The sequence below is a fragment of the Nocardiopsis mwathae genome (assembly GCF_014201195.1).
Lineage (GTDB): Bacteria > Actinomycetota > Actinomycetes > Streptosporangiales > Streptosporangiaceae > Nocardiopsis_C > Nocardiopsis_C mwathae.
The window spans coordinates 1,653,941-1,670,580 of sequence record NZ_JACHDS010000001.1 but is presented as its reverse complement, the minus strand read 5'-3'; the positions used below and the strand labels follow the sequence as shown (position 1 = coordinate 1,670,580).

Annotated in this window: 14 protein-coding genes; 6 read left to right on the top strand and 8 right to left on the bottom strand. The window is 72.0% G+C overall.

All coding sequences use genetic code 11. The annotated features are described in order from the left end of the window. The first annotated feature begins 71 nt into the window (after nucleotides 1-71). Complete coding sequence (locus HNR23_RS06760; RefSeq protein WP_184074579.1) at nucleotides 72-728, top strand: BTAD domain-containing putative transcriptional regulator; 657 nt, start codon at nucleotides 72-74, stop codon at nucleotides 726-728. Here the strand turns inward: HNR23_RS06760 and HNR23_RS06755 are convergent. Next, nucleotides 682-2,949 (bottom strand): MMPL family transporter, encoded by a 2,268-nt coding sequence (locus tag HNR23_RS06755; RefSeq protein WP_184074577.1) that lies wholly within the window; start codon nucleotides 2,947-2,949, stop codon nucleotides 682-684. The genes HNR23_RS06760 and HNR23_RS06755 overlap by 47 nt on opposite strands. 173 nt (nucleotides 2,950-3,122) lie before the next feature. Between HNR23_RS06755 and HNR23_RS06750 the strand changes: the two genes are divergently transcribed. Further along, nucleotides 3,123-3,875 carry a WHG domain-containing protein gene (locus HNR23_RS06750; protein WP_184074575.1) on the top strand — a complete coding sequence of 251 codons (753 nt, stop codon included), beginning with the start codon at nucleotides 3,123-3,125 and terminating at the stop codon, nucleotides 3,873-3,875. 668 nt (nucleotides 3,876-4,543) lie between these two features. Further along, nucleotides 4,544-5,479, top strand: a complete 936-nt coding sequence (locus tag HNR23_RS06745; protein ID WP_246421618.1) for a neutral zinc metallopeptidase — start codon at nucleotides 4,544-4,546, stop codon at nucleotides 5,477-5,479. Nucleotides 5,480-5,552: 73 nt separating this feature from the next. Here HNR23_RS06745 and HNR23_RS06740 read toward each other — a convergent pair whose 3' ends face one another. Continuing rightward, the gene (locus HNR23_RS06740; protein ID WP_184074573.1) at nucleotides 5,553-6,917 is read right to left on the bottom strand and encodes an FAD-dependent oxidoreductase; all 1,365 of its coding nucleotides are present in this window, start codon (nucleotides 6,915-6,917) and stop codon (nucleotides 5,553-5,555) included. A 129-nt stretch (nucleotides 6,918-7,046) separates the two neighbouring features. On the opposite strand from HNR23_RS06740, the gene HNR23_RS06735 reads away from it, so the two are divergent. Further along, entirely contained in the window at nucleotides 7,047-7,223 is a 177-nt protein-coding gene (locus tag HNR23_RS06735) for a hypothetical protein (RefSeq protein ID WP_184074571.1), read from the top strand. 160 nt (nucleotides 7,224-7,383) lie between these two features. Further along, nucleotides 7,384-8,436, top strand: a complete 1,053-nt coding sequence (locus HNR23_RS06730; protein WP_184074569.1) for an ArsR/SmtB family transcription factor — start codon at nucleotides 7,384-7,386, stop codon at nucleotides 8,434-8,436. A 109-nt stretch (nucleotides 8,437-8,545) separates the two neighbouring features. On the opposite strand, the gene HNR23_RS06725 is transcribed toward HNR23_RS06730, so the two are convergent. Continuing rightward, nucleotides 8,546-9,088, bottom strand: a complete 543-nt coding sequence (locus HNR23_RS06725; RefSeq protein WP_184074567.1) for a hypothetical protein — start codon at nucleotides 9,086-9,088, stop codon at nucleotides 8,546-8,548. 1,061 nt (nucleotides 9,089-10,149) lie between these two features. Here HNR23_RS06725 and HNR23_RS06720 point away from each other — a divergent pair. Then, nucleotides 10,150-10,707 carry a hypothetical protein gene (locus tag HNR23_RS06720; RefSeq protein WP_184074565.1) on the top strand — a complete coding sequence of 186 codons (558 nt, stop codon included), beginning with the start codon at nucleotides 10,150-10,152 and terminating at the stop codon, nucleotides 10,705-10,707. 123 nt (nucleotides 10,708-10,830) lie between these two features. Here HNR23_RS06720 and dxs read toward each other — a convergent pair whose 3' ends face one another. From dxs to HNR23_RS06695, 5 genes are all read right to left on the bottom strand, one after another. Further along, nucleotides 10,831-12,753: a 1-deoxy-D-xylulose-5-phosphate synthase gene (gene dxs, locus HNR23_RS06715; RefSeq protein WP_184074563.1), complete on the bottom strand. Its 1,923-nt coding sequence runs from the start codon at nucleotides 12,751-12,753 to the stop codon at nucleotides 10,831-10,833. Between the two features lie 218 nt (nucleotides 12,754-12,971). Beyond that, nucleotides 12,972-13,541 carry a G/U mismatch-specific DNA glycosylase gene (mug, locus tag HNR23_RS06710; protein WP_184074561.1) on the bottom strand — a complete coding sequence of 190 codons (570 nt, stop codon included), beginning with the start codon at nucleotides 13,539-13,541 and terminating at the stop codon, nucleotides 12,972-12,974. 86 nt (nucleotides 13,542-13,627) lie between these two features. Further along, on the bottom strand, nucleotides 13,628-14,347 hold the full coding sequence (locus HNR23_RS06705; RefSeq protein ID WP_184074559.1) for a sulfite exporter TauE/SafE family protein: 720 nt from the start codon (nucleotides 14,345-14,347) through the stop codon (nucleotides 13,628-13,630). A gap of 172 nt (nucleotides 14,348-14,519) precedes the next feature. Beyond that, nucleotides 14,520-15,803, bottom strand: a complete 1,284-nt coding sequence (locus tag HNR23_RS06700; protein ID WP_184074557.1) for a sugar ABC transporter permease — start codon at nucleotides 15,801-15,803, stop codon at nucleotides 14,520-14,522. Beyond that, complete coding sequence (locus HNR23_RS06695) at nucleotides 15,803-16,588, bottom strand: ATP-binding cassette domain-containing protein (protein WP_184074555.1); 786 nt, start codon at nucleotides 16,586-16,588, stop codon at nucleotides 15,803-15,805. Before HNR23_RS06695 ends, HNR23_RS06700 begins: the two co-directional genes overlap by 1 nt. Between the last annotated feature and the right edge of the window lie 52 nt (nucleotides 16,589-16,640).

The window sequence follows — 16,640 nt, the reverse complement described above, 5'->3', positions numbered from 1 at the left end:
ACGTTCTCCGCGGCCGCTACCGATGCAGCAGGGTAGGCGATCGGTGCGAATCCGCGGAAAGGTGCGAGCCGGTGGAGTTCGGGATTCTGGGTGCGCTGGAGGCCGGGGTCGGCGGGAAGCGGCTGGCTCCGGGCGGAAGGCGGGCGCAGCTGGTGCTGGCGACGCTGCTGCTGCGTCCCGGCCGGACCGTGACGGTCGACCGGCTGTCGGAGGTGCTCTGGGAGGACTGGCCGCCGGCCTCCGCGCGGACCCAGGTCGCCATCGTCGTGTCCGGGCTGCGGCGGCTGTTCCGCGACGCGGGGCAGGAGGGCGAGGTCATCGAGACCCGGGAGGCGGGCTACCGGCTCCGTACCGAGGGGGTGCGCCTCGACGCCCTGGAGGCCGAGCGGCTGGTGGAGTCGGCCCGGGGGGCCATGGGCGAGGGGCGGATGGCCGAGGCGGCGCGCGGCCTGCGCGCGGCGCTCGCACTGTGGCGGGGTCCCGTGCTCGACGGCCTGGGCATCGCCGGTCTGGCGGCGCACGTGCGCCGCTGGGAGGAGCTGCGGTGGCGGGCGGCCGAGGCGCTGGCCGGAACGGCGGCTGCGGCGGCGAAGGCCTTGAGCTTGCTCTTCAACGAGACTCCTTCGGTCGATCCCGGTCCTCACTCTCCGAGGAGGGCGAGAAGGACCCTACGAGCCGCGTTTATCGGCTCCTTATCGCCGGATCCGCCGGATCGTGGGCGCTCGTGACCGGAGGGACGGCCGGGCGGGCTTCGGGCTGCGGCGCCGTGTCCGCCTCCTCTCCCTCGGAGATGCCGATGCGGTCGTGCAGCCACCGCAGGGGGCGCGGGAGCCACCAGTTGGCGCGGCCCAGCAAGCGCATGCCGGCCGGGACGAGCAGGGCGCGCACCAGGGTGGCGTCGACGATCACGGCCACGGCCAGGCCGATGCCGATGATCTTGAGGGACAGCAGCGACGAGGAGCCCATCGCGAGCATGACCACCACGAGCAGCAGGGCCGCGCTGGTGATGATGCCGCCGGTGCGCTGCAGGCCCACGGCGACCGAATGGGTGTTGTCGCCGCTGCGCAGGTACTCCTCGCGGACGCGGCTGAGCAGGAAGAGCTCGTAGTCCATCGCCAGCCCGAAGGCCACGATGAGGATGAGGACGAGGTAGGTGGGGTCCATGGTGCCGACCCCGTCGAAGCCGAGGAGCCCGCCGAGGTGGCCGTCCTGGAAGCCCCAGATGACCACGCCCAGCGACGCGCCCAGGGACAGGAAGCCCATCAGCACCGCCTTGAGCGGCAGCACCACCGAGCCGAACGCCAGGAAGAGCAGGACCACGGTGACCGTGACGACGAAGGCGAGCGTCCACGGCACGGCGTCGACGATCGCGTCCATGTTGTCGAGCTGCACCGCCGCCGGTCCGCCCACCAGGACCTCGTCGGCGCCTTCCGGGGCGGTTTCGGCGCGCACGTCGCGCACGAGGTCCGTGGTCGCCGGGTCGTCGATCTCGCCCTCGTAGGCGACGGTCACGTGCGCGGCGCCGTCGCCGGTGCGGGCCACGTCGGCGCCGGCGGCGCCCGGCAGCCCGCCGAGGCGCTCGGCGTAGCCGTCGAGGTCGCGTCCGGACATGTCGCCGGCGAGCACGACGTCGATCTGGTTGACGCCCCCGGCGGGGAAGTCGTCGCGGAGCATGTCGGTGGCGATCCGGCTGTTGGCGTCCTGCGGGAGGTAGCGCTGGTCGGTGGAGCCGACGTGGGTGAACATCAGTGCGGAGGCGAAGGCGACCAGGACGCCGCCGACGGCGGCGAGGTAGAGCGCGGGGCTGCGCATGACGCTGTGCGCCAGGCGCGCCCACGCCCCCGTGCCGGTCGGGACCGTCCGCATCGCGGCGGAGGCGTCGGCGGTGCCCGCTCGGGGGCGCGGTCGGAACAGGCGCAGCTGAAGGGCGTCGATGCGGTGGCCGACCACGGAGAGCAGTGCGGGCAGCATCACGAGTGCGGCCAGCAGGTCGAAGAGGACCACGGCGATGCCGCCCAGGCCGATCGAGCGGAGGATCGGCTGGGGGAAGAAGAGCAGTCCGCCGAAGGCGATCATGACGGTGACGCCGGAGAAGGCGACGGTGCGTCCGGCCGTGGCCAGGGTGCGGGCGATGGCCGTTCGGGTGTCGGTGCCGTCGCGGGCGGACTCCTCGCGGAACCGGCTGACCATGAACAGCCCGTAGTCGATGGCCAGCCCCAGGCCCAGCAGGGTGGCGACGTTGACGGCGAAGACCGACACCTCGGTCACGTAGGTGAGGGCGTGCAGGAGGGTGAGGGAGCCGAGGACGGCGATGCCTCCGACGGCCAGCGGCATCAGCGCGGCGACGACCCCGCCGAAGATGACGACGAGGAGCACGAGCAGCACCGGCAGGGAGATCAGCTCGGCGGTGACGACGTCGCTCTCGGCCCCGGCGGAGATCTCCTTGCCCACGGCGAGCGGGCCGCCGAGGTAGGTGTCCAGCGGGCCGGCGTCGAGGTCGTCGGCGATGGACGTGAAGGCGGCCATGCGCTCGTCGTTGTCCGCGCCCTTGAAGGTGATGGGGACGTAGGTGGCATGCCGGTCCTCGGAGATGAGGATGCCGCGCTCGGTGTCGGAGAGGTCCTCGTCCAGGTAGCTGGGGGCGGAGGCGACCTTGTCCTCGGGAAGGCGGTCGACGGTGTTGCGGACGTTGGCGGCGAAGACCGGGTTGTCGATCTTCAGTTCGTCGCTGCGGTAGACGGCGACGACGTCGACGGCGTCGTGGCCGAATTCGGCCTGCAGGCGTTCGGCGGCCCGGCTTGACTCGGAGTCGGGGTCCTCGAAGCCGCCGTGGCTGACGGATCCGAAGAGTCCTGTTCCCCAGGTCACGGCGAAGGCGATGAAGAGCGCCGTTGCGGCGAGCACCCCGACCCGCCACCGGTAGGCGAAGCGCCCAAGGCCTCCGAACATGAATCCCCCCCGGGCCTGACTGTTAACGTGAGGTGAAGAGCGCACGTGAACGCTGTTTGCTTACGGTGTTCACTAGAACTCGTATCAATCAGTGATGTCAATGTGACCTATGACATCCCCGGACATCCCTAACCCGCGCCTCCCGACCGGACCGCGGCAGAAAGGCGACACCAGTGCACGTCGAGGAGGACAAGCCGACGGCGACGGCGGCGCTGTCACGGCGCGAACGGGTCCGCGAAGCCACATCGCAGGAGATCAAGCAGATCGCCCGCCGCCACCTCGTCGAACAGGGACCGCCCGGGGTGTCCCTGCGTGCCATCGCCCGTGAGATGGGCATGACCGCGCCCGGCCTGTACCGCTACTTCAACAGCCTCGACGACCTGCTCTCCTCGCTGACCGCCGACTTCTTCACCGAGCTGGCCGAAGCCGTCACCGCCGCCGACCGGTCGCTGCCCCACGACGACGTCGACGGCCGCATCCTCGCCTCCCTGCGCGCCCTGCGCACCTGGGCGCTGGCCAACCGCGCCGAGTTCGCGCTGATGTTCGGCCCGCCCGGCCCCCACCACCACCGCGACCACGAGCGGGGCGCGACCCTGGAGGCCGGCCAGCGCTTCGCCGCGATCTTCTTCGCCCTCTTCGACCGCCTGCTCCGGGAGCGGCGCTTCGAGGTACCCGACGAGGCCGAACTCTCGCCCGTGCTCTGCCGCCAGCTGGAGGCCTTCGCCGAGCAGACGGGGTTCGCGACGGAGAACGTCCCGCTCGGCGCCCTGCACGTCCTCACCTCGTGCTGGGTGCGTATCTACGGCCTGGTGTGCATGGAGGTCTTCGAGCACCTGTCCTTCGTCATGCCGGACATGGAGCCGCTCTTCGAGGCCGAGCTGCCCGGCATCCTGCGCACGGTGGGCGTCACCTACCGCGCGCCCTGACACCGGCCCGACGCGCTCGGGCCGCGCCCTCGGCCACTCCCGGCCACCGTTGAACCACCGGCGAACTACCGGCTCCGCCGCCGGTCCGAATAGGGTTGATCGTCCGGCTTGCCCACGCGCAGCAGAACAGAAGGATCGACCTAGTGGACACCTCCCCCGACGGTGCGCCCGTGCCCGGGAGCGGCCGGCCGCCCGACTCCTCCGGCGCGCCCGCCCCGACACCCGACGCCGGCCGGTACCCCGGCCCCCAGGAGGCCCCGCGGGACTCGCCGCGACCCGCTGCGCCCCCGCGGCCGTCCCCGCCCCCGGCCGGCGGGCCGACGCCCGCCGCCCCTGGGCCACCGGGGCAGCGGGCGCAGCAGGCGTACCGGCCGCAGGGGCCGGCACCGCACAGCGCGCCGGGCCGACAGGCCGGGCACCCGCCGCAGGCACCCCGCCCCGCCGTCCCCGGGCAGGGGCCGCACACGACCGCCTTCCACGCGCCCCCACGCCCGCCCCACAGCCCCCAGGCACCCCCCGGGCACCACGGGCAGCCCGCCCCGCAGGGGCCGCATACGGCCCACAGAGCGCAGGGGCCGCAGGGAGGGCCGGGACCCCAGGGGCACCCCGGCGCCTTCGCCCCGTACGGCGGCGCCCCGCACGGTAGGCCGCCCCGACCGACCCAGGGGATGCCGGGGCAGCTCGGCCCCCACCCGCCGACCGGAGTGCCGCCCCGGCCGCGGCGCCGCCCCTCCACGGCCGTCGTGGTGGGCGCCGGCGGGTCGGCGCTCGCCATCGTCACCGCCCTCACCGTCCTCATCACCCTCATGGCCCAGGGCACCGGCGCCTCCTCGGAAGGGGCCCAGCAGCCGCTGGCGGGCGGCGAGGACCTGTCCGCGTTCTACTCCCGGCAGTTGGACGACCGCCCCGTCGAGCCCGACTTCGACCTCGACGAGCACCCCGCCTTCGGCACGGCGACCCCCGACCCCATCGACTGCGACGTGCCCAGGCTCGACACGTCCTCCGACGCGTCGTGGGAGGAGTTCACGACCGAGGTGGGCGACTGCCTGAACGAGATGTGGAAGCCGCGCTTCGAGGAACTCGGGATCCGCACGCCCGGCCCGACCTTCGGGGTCACCAACGAGAAGCCGCGGCAGGCCCCCGCGGAGAAGGGGGTGGTCCTGGCCTTCTACAAGCCTGACGAGAAGACCATCACCGTGGTGCTGCCCAACGTCAACGAGATGGCGGAGTTCATCCCCGACGGCAGCCAGGAGAGCGTCTGGGCCGCGCTGCTCGGCCACGAGTACGGCCACCACGTGCAGCAGGTGACGGCGATCATCTCCCGCTCCGTGGCGGCGGAGTCGGGGGCCTCGGAGTCGGTCCGGCTGGAGTCGCTCCGCCGTACCGAGCTGCAGGCCGAGTGCTTCGCCGGTGTCGCCATGCGCGGGCTGGGGGCGTTCGACGACTCCGAGATCAAGGAGGTCAACGAGCTCCTCAACTCCGGCGGCGACCTGCCCACCCACGGCAAGTCGATCAACCGGCGCCAGTGGTACACGGCGGGCACGACCGGGGACACCCTGGAGTCCTGCAACACCTTCGGTGCCCCGGCGTCCAGGGTCGGCTGACCGCGGACCCGCACCGACGCCCGAGCGGTGGTGGCCGCCCCGCGCGGGGCGGCCGCCACCGTCTCAGCGGCCGCTACCGGCCCAGGGCGCCGTAGAGCTCGTCCCAGCGGTGCAGCTTCACGCGTTCGCCGCGGTCGAGGTCGGCGGCGCGCTCGGCCTCGGCGGCGTCGATCGCCAGCCAGTCGCCGTAGTCGGTGAAGGAGGCCCCGCGCTCGGCCAGCAGCGCCTCGATCGAGGAATCGTGCGCGCCCGCGGCGCGCCGCTCGCGCAGGGCGGGGGCGTCGTCCAGCAGGCTGCGCACGGTCGCCGCCGCGTCGGACTTGTTCGTGCCGATCACGCCGGTGGCCCCGCGCTTGATCCATCCGGCGACGTACCGGCCGGCCAGCACCCCGCCGCCGGGGCCGAGCACGCGGCCGTCGGTGTGCGGGATCGTGCGGGTGGACTCGTCGAAAGGCACGCCGGGCAGGGGAACGCCCATGTAGCCGATGGACCGGAACACCATGCCGACGTCGAGCACCTCCTCCTCGCCGGTTCCGGCCAGGCGTCCGTCGTCGCCGATCCGGGTGCCCTCGACCCGCAGCCCGGCCACGGACTCCTCCCCCAGGATCTCCACGGGGCGCACCCAGAAGCGCAGGTCGATGCGGCGGGGGCGGTCCGCGGAGGGCCGCTGCGCCCAGGACGTGAGGATCTTGAGGTTGGTGCGCGCGGCCCGGGCGGCGCCGAGCATCGCCTCGCCGGCGGGGTCGATGTCGACCTGGCCTGGGCGGACGGCGATGTCGGTGTTGGCCAGCTCACCGAGGTCGCGCAGCTCGGGGGCGGTGAACCTGGCCTGCAGCGGCCCGCGGCGGGCGAGCAGGTGGATACGCCGCACCTTGCTGTCCGCGAGGACGTCCAGGACCGGCTGGGGGATGTCGGTGCGGCGCAGCTCCTCGGCGGACTTGGCGAGGATCCGGACGACGTCGAGGGCGACGTTGCCCGCGCCGACGACGGCGACCTCCTCGGAGTCGAGGAGGAACCGCTCGACCCCGGTGTCGGGGTGGCCGCAGTACCAGTTCACGAAGTCGGTGGCGGCGACGCTGCCCGGCAGGTCCTCGCCGGGGATGCCCAGTCTGCGGTCGACGCTGGCGCCGGTGGCGTAGACGACGGCGTCGTAGACGCGGTCCAGGTCGTCGGCGGTGACGTCCCGGCCGAACCGCACCCCGCCGATGAAGCGCACCTCGGGGCGTTCGAGGACCTGGCGCAGGGTGCGGGCCACACCCTTGATCTTGGTGTGGTCGGGGGCGACACCGTAGCGCACCAGCCCGTAGGGGGTGGGCAGGCGGTCGATGACGTCGACGGCCACGGTCTCGCGGCTCTGCCTGGTGAGGGCGTCGGCGGTGTAGATCCCGGCGGGACCGGAACCGATCACCGCTACGCGCAGGGAGTCGGGAGAGCTCATTACCCCATTCTCCCCCATCCTTCGGGCGTGCCGTCGCCCGTGGGACACTGCGGCTGTCCTACCGCCCCGCGGGGAGGTAAGGGGGGAGGATGGGAGCGAGACGGGGTTCACGATCGGAAACGGGGTGGCATGTCCGAGCTGTTGTTCGTCCTCATGGTCGCCGTGCTCATGGTCGCCGGTGTGCTGCTGCTCTGGAGCTATACGCGCAGCCGCGGGGAGCCGCTGCCGCCGGAGCTGAACACCGCCCTGATCGTCCTGGCCGCAGCGGCGGTCGCGCTGGCGGCGGCTTCGCTGTACACCGCCTGAACAGGCGGAGCACGAGGGGCGGGTGCGCGGCCGACCGGTGTTTCCGGACGACCCGCACCCGCGGCCATATCCGGCCAATACAGGGCGAAAACGCGCCCCTCTGTGCCTAAAATCGGAGGTCATCCCCCAACCGCACAGTGTGTGCACGACCGGAGACGCAATGTTGCGGATCCACTTCACCGGCGACGACCTCGCGCGCACCCGCATGGCCGAAGGGCCCGACGCGACGTGGGAGATCGTCCTCAGCTTGCAGATGCTCGGCGGATCACACGGCGGCCTGGCGTTCGAGGAATGGCGCCGGGCCTGCCGCCGACGGATTCCCCCCGAAGCACGGCTCCTGGCTCCACTCGTCCCCAACAGCAACTACTTCCCCGATTTCCTCACCCCCTCCGGTGGCCCGGCCGACCTGGAATCCCGCATCGACACCGTGCTGGGCACACCCCGGCGACGCCTGCGCACCGAGATGGCGCGGCTGGCCGCCGACCACCGGCTACCGGGATGGGCACGCGCCGTCGCCGACGGCGAACCGGACGCCCTGCACCGCATCGGCGAGGCCATGCGGGCATGCCACCGAGAGTTCATCGCGCCCTTCGCACCGGCCATCCGGGCGCACGTCGACGCCGTCCACACGGCACACGCCCGCGCGTTCCTGCGCGGCGGGGCCCACACCCTGCTCAGCGGCCTGGGGCCGCCGATGCGGTGGCGCCCGCCGGTGCTGGAAGCGGACTACCCGGTCGACCGCGACCTGGTGCTCGGCGGGCGCGGACTGCTTCTGCAACCGTCGTTCTTCTGCTGGCGGACGCCCATCTCCCTCTACGACGACGACCTGCTTCCCGTCCTCGTCTACCCCGCGCCTCCGGCCCTCGGCTGGGCGTCGGACACGGGCGGCTCCGACCCGGCAGGCCGGGCACTGGGACGCCTGCTGGGGTCGACCCGCGCCACCATGCTGGAGCTCACCGCGTCGGGCTCCACCACCGGTGAGTTGGCCCGGCGCCTGAGGGTCACCCCGGCGGCCGCCAGCCACCACACCTCGGTCCTGCGCGACGCCGGGCTGATCCACAGCCGGCGGCACGGCGGCCGCGTCCTGCACACGGTCACCCGGCTGGGCGCCGCCCTGCTGGAGGAGCCGGCGCCGCGTCTCCGTTCCGGTGGCCGGCGGACGAGGGCGCCCCACAGCCGGGAGCACACCGCCCCACTGGGCGGCCGCCCCTGACAGGGTCCGTTCCCGGCCTCGGAGGGGCGAGGCCGGGAACGGTCATGTACCGCGGTCGGGAGAAACGCACGCGTGAGGAGTGCACGCCGTTTCGGGCCAGGGGCCGGATCTAATTCCAGACGTCTCCGCGAAGGACCCACGGACCGGCGTGGTTGCTGTTGCACCGGCGGTCGTTCGGGTCGGCGATGATGCAGGCCCGGAAGCTGCGAGCGACGGTGTTGGTGGCGTGGGCGGCATTGGTGTAGTTCCGGGTGCCGATACGCCGCGGCAGACTCGTTCCGTACGAGCCGTCGTCCCTCCGGAACTGCAGCATGATGTAGAGGTTCGAATTCGCGTTGACCGCCCGAGCCCAGACCATGCGCTGCCCGTCGACGACTCCCCGGCGCAGCTGCATGGTGCCGCGCGACGTGGTCGTGGAGCTCCCCGGGACGGTCTTCTTGTTGGTGGCGTTGACCGGGTTGGGCCAGTGGCTCAGGGTGCCGACCTCTCCGTCGGCGGCTTCGCCGGCCTCGGTGACGGCAGGGGCGGCGTCGGCCGCCTTGTCCGCGGCGGTCGGCGCGGCGTGGGCGGGGGCGCTGAGGAGGCCGAAGACCATGAACGCGCCGGTTCCCGCGGCGGCGATGCCCTTCAGTCCCGCTTTGAATTCGATCAATGTGATTCCCTCGATTCCTCCTCCCGCGCCCTTGCCGTAAATGACGTGGACGCGGGGTTCGGTGTTCCGAAGCCGGAACATCCATGAACGGCCGGGCATTCTCAGGCGACCCGCCCGTGAATACTTCTCCACCCGCATGGGTGCGTTGATCTGGAATCACCGTAAGATGACGATCTCTTTTCGACAATCCCTTTAAATATGAGTTGAACACCATTCATTTCGTGAACGGTCGATGCGGTCGGACGGCCGCTTCGCACGACCGATCCCGCGAAGGCCGACCGGTCCCGCCGGATCCCGACCCCGGAATCACCGCTTCCGCTCACCACCCGCGTCCTCCGCCCCCGCCCGCGGGGGCCTCCGCTCGCGCGGCGCCGGTGAGCGCAGGCCGATCCGGGCCGCGGCGACACCGCGGCGATCCATGCCTCACACGACCCGGGGGGGCGCTATCGCCCTCCGATCATCTGTCGCCACCGGGCGATGACCGGAACACGCACCGGTCCCCGCCCGGAACGGCCGAGTTCGCACCCCGGGGAAGGATCTGTGACCGTCTCCGCCGGAACCGGCGGGTCAGGTCCGTCCACGACCCAGTACCTGGCGGCCAGGTCCGGCGACCACGGTGACACCACCGGGCGGGTAGGGATCTCACCATCCGTGGCGCGCGGTAGGGCGGCGAGGGGCCTTGGGCCGCCGCGCTTCCAGGGCGAGTGGGTCGATCATCGACCGCCGACTCCACCGCGACAGGGCCATGGCCTGCTGCCCCGACACGGGTCGGCCGCCGAATCGCGTCGGCCCGCATCTTTCGCCGCATGCGCCCGGCCGAGCGGGCCAACGGCTTTTCACCACGTTCCGCGCATATCCCTGAGTTGACCCGGACGACCGGCCATTGCGGAAGATCGCGAACTGACGTAAGACCAATGACAGGTCCGGACCTCCATCGGTGGCCTCAGGAAACACGGCCACCCGCGGATAGGAAACGCCACACCACTCGCCCATCCCCCTGCCCCCCGCTCGGCTCGGCGCTCGCGCGCGCCCGAGGGCCGCAACGGAACGGAGACTCTTCCATGGCACGTCCCCCGATCCGCCGTATCGTGCCCGTAATCCTCACCACCACCGCCCTCACCCTGACCGGCATCACCGCCGCCAACGCCCAGGCCACTGAGGAGGCCGAGTCGACCCGGGCCGACCTGACCTGCGTGATCGCCGCCGAAGGCCCCCTCACCCCGCCGCTGCAGCCCATCGGCTCGCCGATCAAGACACGGTCGTCGTTCAACGCGAAGGACGAGCTCGCCGTGTGCGAGGGCACCATCGGCGGGCAGAAGATCGACACCACGACACTGGCGACCGCCGGGCTCAACCTGCGGTCGGACGAGCCGGTGAACTGCGGTTCGTTCATCGACGACCCCGGACTCACCGGCAGTGGGACGATCAGCATCACGGCGACCACCGTCGACGGTCAGAAGAAGACCCACACCACACGCGTCGACTTCTCGGTCATCGGTCCCGTGGCCGAACTGAGCGGTGGACTGGTAGGCGTCGGCACCTTCCAACCCACCGAGGGCGACTGCGTCGTCACGCCGCTCTCGCGTGCGCTGACGGAATTCGCCGCCAGCACTCCCTGATCGGAACCACCGAATCCTTCCAGGCGGAGGCCGCTTTCCCAGGAAGGTTCCGACAGGGGGCCGCGGACCCGATGGTCCGCGGCCCCTGCCCGACGAAGTGGCCGCGCCGGCCACTGGCGGCCGTCAGCTCTGGGCCGGCTCGTCCGCCAAGGGGGAGCGCTCGGTGTGCCGCGAGACCGTTTCGGTCAGCTTGCGGGAGAGCTCCTGGGGGGTGAGGCCCATGTCGGCCAGGATGGTCGTGCGGCTGGCGTGGTCCAGGAACTCCTGGTCGATGCCGAACGTGCGCACCGGGATGTCCAGGTCGGCGTCGCGCAGGGCGCGGGCGACGGCGTCGCCCACCGCACCGACGCGGCCGTTGTCCTCGACGACCGCGACCACGCTGTATCCGGCGGCCTCGGCCACGAGTGCCGGGTCCAGGGGCTTGACCCAGCGGGGGTCGATGACGGTGACGCCGATGCCCTGGGCGGCCATGCGGTCGGCGACCTCGCAGCAGGTCTCGGCCATCGGGCCGACGGCGACCAGTAGCAGGTCCTCGGAGTGGCCGCCGTCCGCGGCGCGGCGCAGGACGTCCATGGAGCCGATCCTGCCGACGGCCGGGATCTCCGGGGCGACCTCGCCCTTGGGGTAGCGCACCACGGTGGGGGCGTCGTCGACCGCGACGGCCTCGCGCAGCTGCTCGCGCAGCCGGGTGGCGTCGCGCGGCACGGCCAGGCGCAGTTCCGGCACCACGTTGAGGATGGACAGGTCCCACATGCCGTTGTGGCTGGCGCCGTCGTCGCCGGTGATACCGGCGCGGTCCAGGCAGAAGGTGACCCCCTGGCGGTGCAGGGCGGCGTCCATCAGCACCTGGTCGAAGCAGCGGTTGAGGAAGGTCGCGTACACCGCCACGACCGGGTGCAGCCCGCCCATCGCCAGACCGGTGGCCGAGGTGGCGGCGTGCTGCTCGGCGATGCCGACGTCGTAGATCCGGTCCGGGTAGGCCTCGGCGAACGCGGCCAGCCCCGTGGGGTGCAGCATGGCGGCGGTGATCGCGACGATGTCCTCGCGTTCGGCGCCGAGCTCGACCATCTCCTCGCTGAAGACCTTGGTCCACTTGACGGAGCCCGGTGCGGACTTCGCCTTGCCGGTGTCGGCGTCCAGCTTGGGGATGGCGTGGAACTGGTCCTCGTCGTGGTTCTCGGCGGGGGCGTAGCCCTTGCCCTTCTGGGTGATGCAGTGCACGATGACCGGCCCGCCGAAGTCGCGGGCGCGGCGCAGCGCCTTCTCGACCGTCTGCTCGTTGTGGCCGTCGATCGGGCCGAGGTACTTGAGTCCCAGGTCCTCGAACATGATCTGGGGCTGTATGGCGTCCTTGATGCCCTTCTTCAGGCCGTGCAGCGCGTCGTAGAGCGGCGGGCCCACGACCGGCGCCCGGTTGAGCGCGACCTTGGCGAGGTCGAGCGCCTGCTCGTAGCCGGGCGCCATGCGCAGGGTGGCGAGGTGGTCGGCGAGTCCGCCCATGGTCGGCGAGTAGGAGCGGCCGTTGTCGTTGACGACGATGACGATGCGCCGGTTCTTGCCCTCGGCGATGTTGTTCAGCGCCTCCCAGGCCATCCCGCCGGTCAGGGCGCCGTCGCCGATGACGGCGACGACCGTGCGGTCGCCGCGGCCCTGGAGCTCGTTGGCCTTGGCCAGGCCGTCGGCGTAGGAGAGGACGGTGGAGGCGTGCGAGTTCTCGATGAAGTCGTGCTCGGACTCGGCGCGCGAGGGGTAGCCGGACAGCCCGCCGGCGTTGCGGAGCTTGGAGAAGTCCTGGCGTCCCGTGAGCATCTTGTGCACGTAGGACTGGTGGCCGGTGTCGAAGAGGATCGGCTCGCGCGGCGAGTCGAAGACGCGGTGCAGTGCGACCGTGAGCTCCACGACCCCGAGGTTCGGGCCCAGGTGTCCGCCGGTGCGCGACACCTCGGAGACGAGGAAGTCACGGATCTCCTGCGCCAGCTGTGGGATCTCGTCCTCGCCGAGCTTCTTCAGGTCGTCCGGATTTCCGATCGTATCGAGCAGCGCCAACTCTCCTCAGTCCCCTCGTCCAGCGTGCGTTCGGCGTGTGTGCGGGTTGCACTGCGCACACCTGGCACGCACGTCCCATCGAGTGTATGGGCCGCGTGCAGCGGCTCCCACCCGAACCTATCGCCTCTGTGTACCGGTCCAGGGGCGTGCCCGCCCCGGTCGTCTCGGCCGCTCCGCCGCCCGTGCGCGCCGCGCGTGCCGGGCCGGGGAGGCGGTCGTCACGTGTCGCCCCCGCGGCAGTGGCCGCGCAGCCGCGCCAGCTCCGCGGCGATGGCGTCCACGGGCCACGAGGCGTTCAGCCCGCTCGGGTTGGGCAGCACCCATACCGGTGTATGCCCGATCATGTCCTGCTGTGATCCGATCCGCGCTTTCGGTCGGCCGAATGCCGAGCGGTAGGCGGTCACACCGAGGACGGCGAGTGTGCGCGGCCGGTAGCGCTCCAGGCGTTCGCGCAGGTTCTCGCCGCCTTCGCGGAGCTCGCGGGCGCTCAGCTCGTCGGCGCGGGCGGTGGCGCGGGCCACGAGATTGGTGATGCCCATTCCCCACTGCGGTAGCAGGTCCTGCTCGTCGGGGCGGAGCCGCCGGGGTGTCCAGCCGGACCGGTGCAGCGCCGGCCAGAACCGGTTGCCCGGCCGGGCGAAGTGGTGCCCGGTGTACCCGGAGTACAGCCCGGGGTTGATTCCGCAGAACAGCACGTCGAGCCCGGGGGCGATGACGTCGGGGATCGTGGTGCCGTGCGCGGCCGCGAGGTCGGCCTTGGTGGGGCGCGGCCGGGGTGTCGCCTTCATGGGCTGTGGAGCCTACCTTCTCTTCGTCGTCCGCGCGTCCTCGCCTGCGCCCCGGTGCCGTCCCCGTCTCCGGGCGCCTCCGACCGCTACAGCAGCGAGCTGCTGACCAGCACCAGCCCGGAGACGGTGACGACCGCGAGCAGGGCGGTGCGCATGCGACCGGCGTCCACGACGCGGCGCAGCGGGCGCCCGGCGAGGAACCCGGCGATGAGGAAGGGCACCAGCGCCAGTCCGCCCCGGATCTCGTGCGCGCCGAGCTGGCCTCCGGCCGCGAGCAGCGCCAGCGACATCATGACCCCGATGAGGAAGAACGCGGCGAGGGTCCCGCGGACCCGGGCGGCCTCCTCGTGCTGGTAGAGCAGGGCCATGGGCGGTCCGCCGATGGAGGTGGCGGTGCCCGTGAGCCCGGACAGGGCGCCGGCGCCGAACAGGGACCCGGGCGTGATGCGGACCCGGACCGCGCGGAGGGACAGCACGACCGCGACGAGCACCATCGCACCGACGGCGACGCCCATCATCTCGGGGGTGAGCGTCGCCACCACCCACACCCCCAGTACCGAGCCGGGCAGGCGCCCGGGCAGCGCCCAGGCCAGGCCGCGCCAGTCGATGTGGCGCCACTCGGCGGCCAGGGTGAACACGGGCAGCACCGCGGTCACGATGAGCAGTGCGCCGGGCATGAGCGTGGGGTCGAGGAAGGAGACGACGGGAGCGGCGACCAGGCCGAGCCCCAGGCCGACACTGCTCTGCACCACGGCGCCGACCATCACCGCGGTCCCGGCGATGAGAAGGAAGGAGATATCGGGCATCGTCGGACGACGCTACATCTCCGCATTCCAGACCGGATTACAGAGGTAGGATCTCCCGACCCATTGCCTCGGCGGAGACCGGCCGCGCCCACGGGAGTGGGAGTGGGGCGCGGCCGGTGGTCGTGGCGGCCCGCCCCGCCCCGGACGGAAGGGCGGGACGGGGGAGCGGGGGTCAGCCTCGGGCGTGCGTCCTGCGGCTGCGCCGGGACATGGCGTCCAGGATGACCGCGATGAGCAGCACCAGGGCGGTGATCATGTACCGCACCGAGGCGTCCATCTGCAGCAGGTACAGCCCCGAGGTGATCGCACCGAGCACCAGGCCGCCCAGCAGCGCCGAGTAGGCGTTGCCGCGGCCGCCGAAGAGGCTCGTGCCGCCGATGACCGCGGCGGCGATCGCGAGCATCAGCTCGTCGCCGCCGGCCGTGTCCAGGCTGGCGGAGAACGAACGGGACACCATCAGCACGCCGCCGATCGCGGCCAGCATGGACGACAGCGCGAACACCGAGATGCGGATCAGGTCGACGTCGATGCCGGCACGGCGGGCCGCCTCGGCGTTGCCGCCGACCGCGAACACCATCCGCCCGTAGCGGGTCTTGCGGAGCATCAGGTCGAAGGCGACCACGAACCCGACGAAGATCAGGAACGCCAGCGGCACGCCCTTGAACTGGTTGAGCACCGCCACCGCGCCGAAGACGAGGACGGCCAGCAGCACCAGCAGCAGCCCGCGGAAGGCGAGTTCCATGGGCGTCCGCGGCGGCAGCCCCGCCCGCAGGCGGCGCCGCTCGCCGTGGACCGTGGTCGCGGCGTACACGGCCACCACGGTCGCGGCGATCCCCCAGCCGACCGCCGGAACGAAGTACGTCTGGGTGAGGAAGGCGATCGGGCCGCCGTCGCCGATGTTGATCGTGCCGTCGGAGCCGAGCAGGTAGATCTGCGCGCCCTGCCAGCCCAGGAGCCCGGCCAGCGTCACCACGAAAGCCGGTACCCCGACTTTCGCGAAGATCGTGCCGTGCAGGATGCCGATGGCCAGGCCGACGCCGACGGCCGCGGCGATGGCCGCCCATTCGGGGAGCCCCTGCTTGACGGAGAGGACCGCCAGCACGGCGGCCGACACACCGGCCACCGACCCGATCGACAGGTCGATCTCGCCGAGCAGCAGCACCATGATCACACCGGTGGTCATCAGGCCCACCGCGGCGATCTGCACGGTCAGGTTGGAGAGGTTCTGCGGGGACAGGAAGCGGTCGTGCAGGCTCTGGAACACGATCGAGATGACGATGAGGCCGGTGATGACCGGAAGCGGCCCCAGTTCACCGCCGCGCAGGCGCTCCTTGAGCGCCCGGAGGATGTCCCCGGGTGAGGCAGCGTCGGCGACGATCAGCCGGGGGTCGCGCTGCGGAGCCGCCGGTCGCGCGGTCCCGTCGGACCCTCCGGCCAGAGATGTCCGCTGTGCCATCACGCTTCCTCCGTTCCGGACACCGAGACGCGCCCGGCCCGTCGCGCGACGGGGTTGTCCGCGGCGCCGGTGATGGCCGCGACGATCTCCTCGTAAGCGGTGTCCTCCACACGGAAGTCACCGGCGTTGCGGCCGAGCCGCAGCACCACGGCGCGGTCGGCGACCGCGCGCACGTCGGCCATGTTGTGGCTGATCAGGATGACGCCGAGCCCGTTGTCGCGCAGGCGCTCGATGAGGTCGAGCACCTGGGCGGTCTGCGCGACGCCCAGCGCGGCGGTGGGCTCGTCGAGCATGACGACCTTGGGGTCGCCGAGCAGCGAGCGCGCGATCGCGATGATCTGCCGCTGCCCGCCCGACAGCGAGGCCACCGGGACCCGCAGGCTCGGGATGCGCACCGACAGGGAGTCGAGCAGGTCCTGGGCGCGCCGCTCCATTTCCACCTCGTCGAGCAGGCCGAATCCGGTCCGCTCGGACCCGAGGAAGAGGTTGGCCACGATGTCGAGGTTGTCGCACAGGGCGAGGTCCTGGTAGATCGTGGCGATGCCGAGCCGCTGCGCGTCGTTCGGTTTGGTGACGGCGACCTGCCGCCCCTCCCACCGGATGGTGCCGCTGTCGGCCGGGTTCACCCCGGCGATGGTCTTGACCAGGGTGGACTTTCCGGCGCCGTTGTCGCCCAGCAGGGCGACGACCTCACCGGCCGCGACCCGCAGGTCGACTTCGCTGAGCGCCTGCACGGCGCCGAATCTCTTGGAAATCCCGGACAGCTCCAGGACTGGTGTGCTCAATGTCGTATCCCTCAGACTCCGCCTGCGGCGGGTTGCGGACGGTCCGCGGGGC

Excerpts from the sequence above, each read along its gene's own strand:
- HNR23_RS06755 (WP_184074577.1), bottom strand. The coding sequence starts at position 2,949 with ATGTTCGGAGGCCTTGGGCGCTTCGCCTACCGGTGGCGGGTCGGGGTG.
- HNR23_RS06745 (WP_246421618.1), top strand. The coding sequence starts at position 4,544 with ATGCCGGGGCAGCTCGGCCCCCACCCGCCGACCGGAGTGCCGCCCCGG.
- HNR23_RS06740 (WP_184074573.1), bottom strand. The coding sequence starts at position 6,917 with ATGAGCTCTCCCGACTCCCTGCGCGTAGCGGTGATCGGTTCCGGTCCC.
- HNR23_RS06735 (WP_184074571.1), top strand. The coding sequence starts at position 7,047 with ATGTCCGAGCTGTTGTTCGTCCTCATGGTCGCCGTGCTCATGGTCGCC.
- HNR23_RS06730 (WP_184074569.1), top strand. The coding sequence starts at position 7,384 with ATGTTGCGGATCCACTTCACCGGCGACGACCTCGCGCGCACCCGCATG.
- HNR23_RS06720 (WP_184074565.1), top strand. The coding sequence starts at position 10,150 with ATGGCACGTCCCCCGATCCGCCGTATCGTGCCCGTAATCCTCACCACC.
- mug (WP_184074561.1), bottom strand. The coding sequence starts at position 13,541 with ATGAAGGCGACACCCCGGCCGCGCCCCACCAAGGCCGACCTCGCGGCC.
- HNR23_RS06705 (WP_184074559.1), bottom strand. The coding sequence starts at position 14,347 with ATGCCCGATATCTCCTTCCTTCTCATCGCCGGGACCGCGGTGATGGTC.
- HNR23_RS06700 (WP_184074557.1), bottom strand. The coding sequence starts at position 15,803 with ATGGCACAGCGGACATCTCTGGCCGGAGGGTCCGACGGGACCGCGCGA.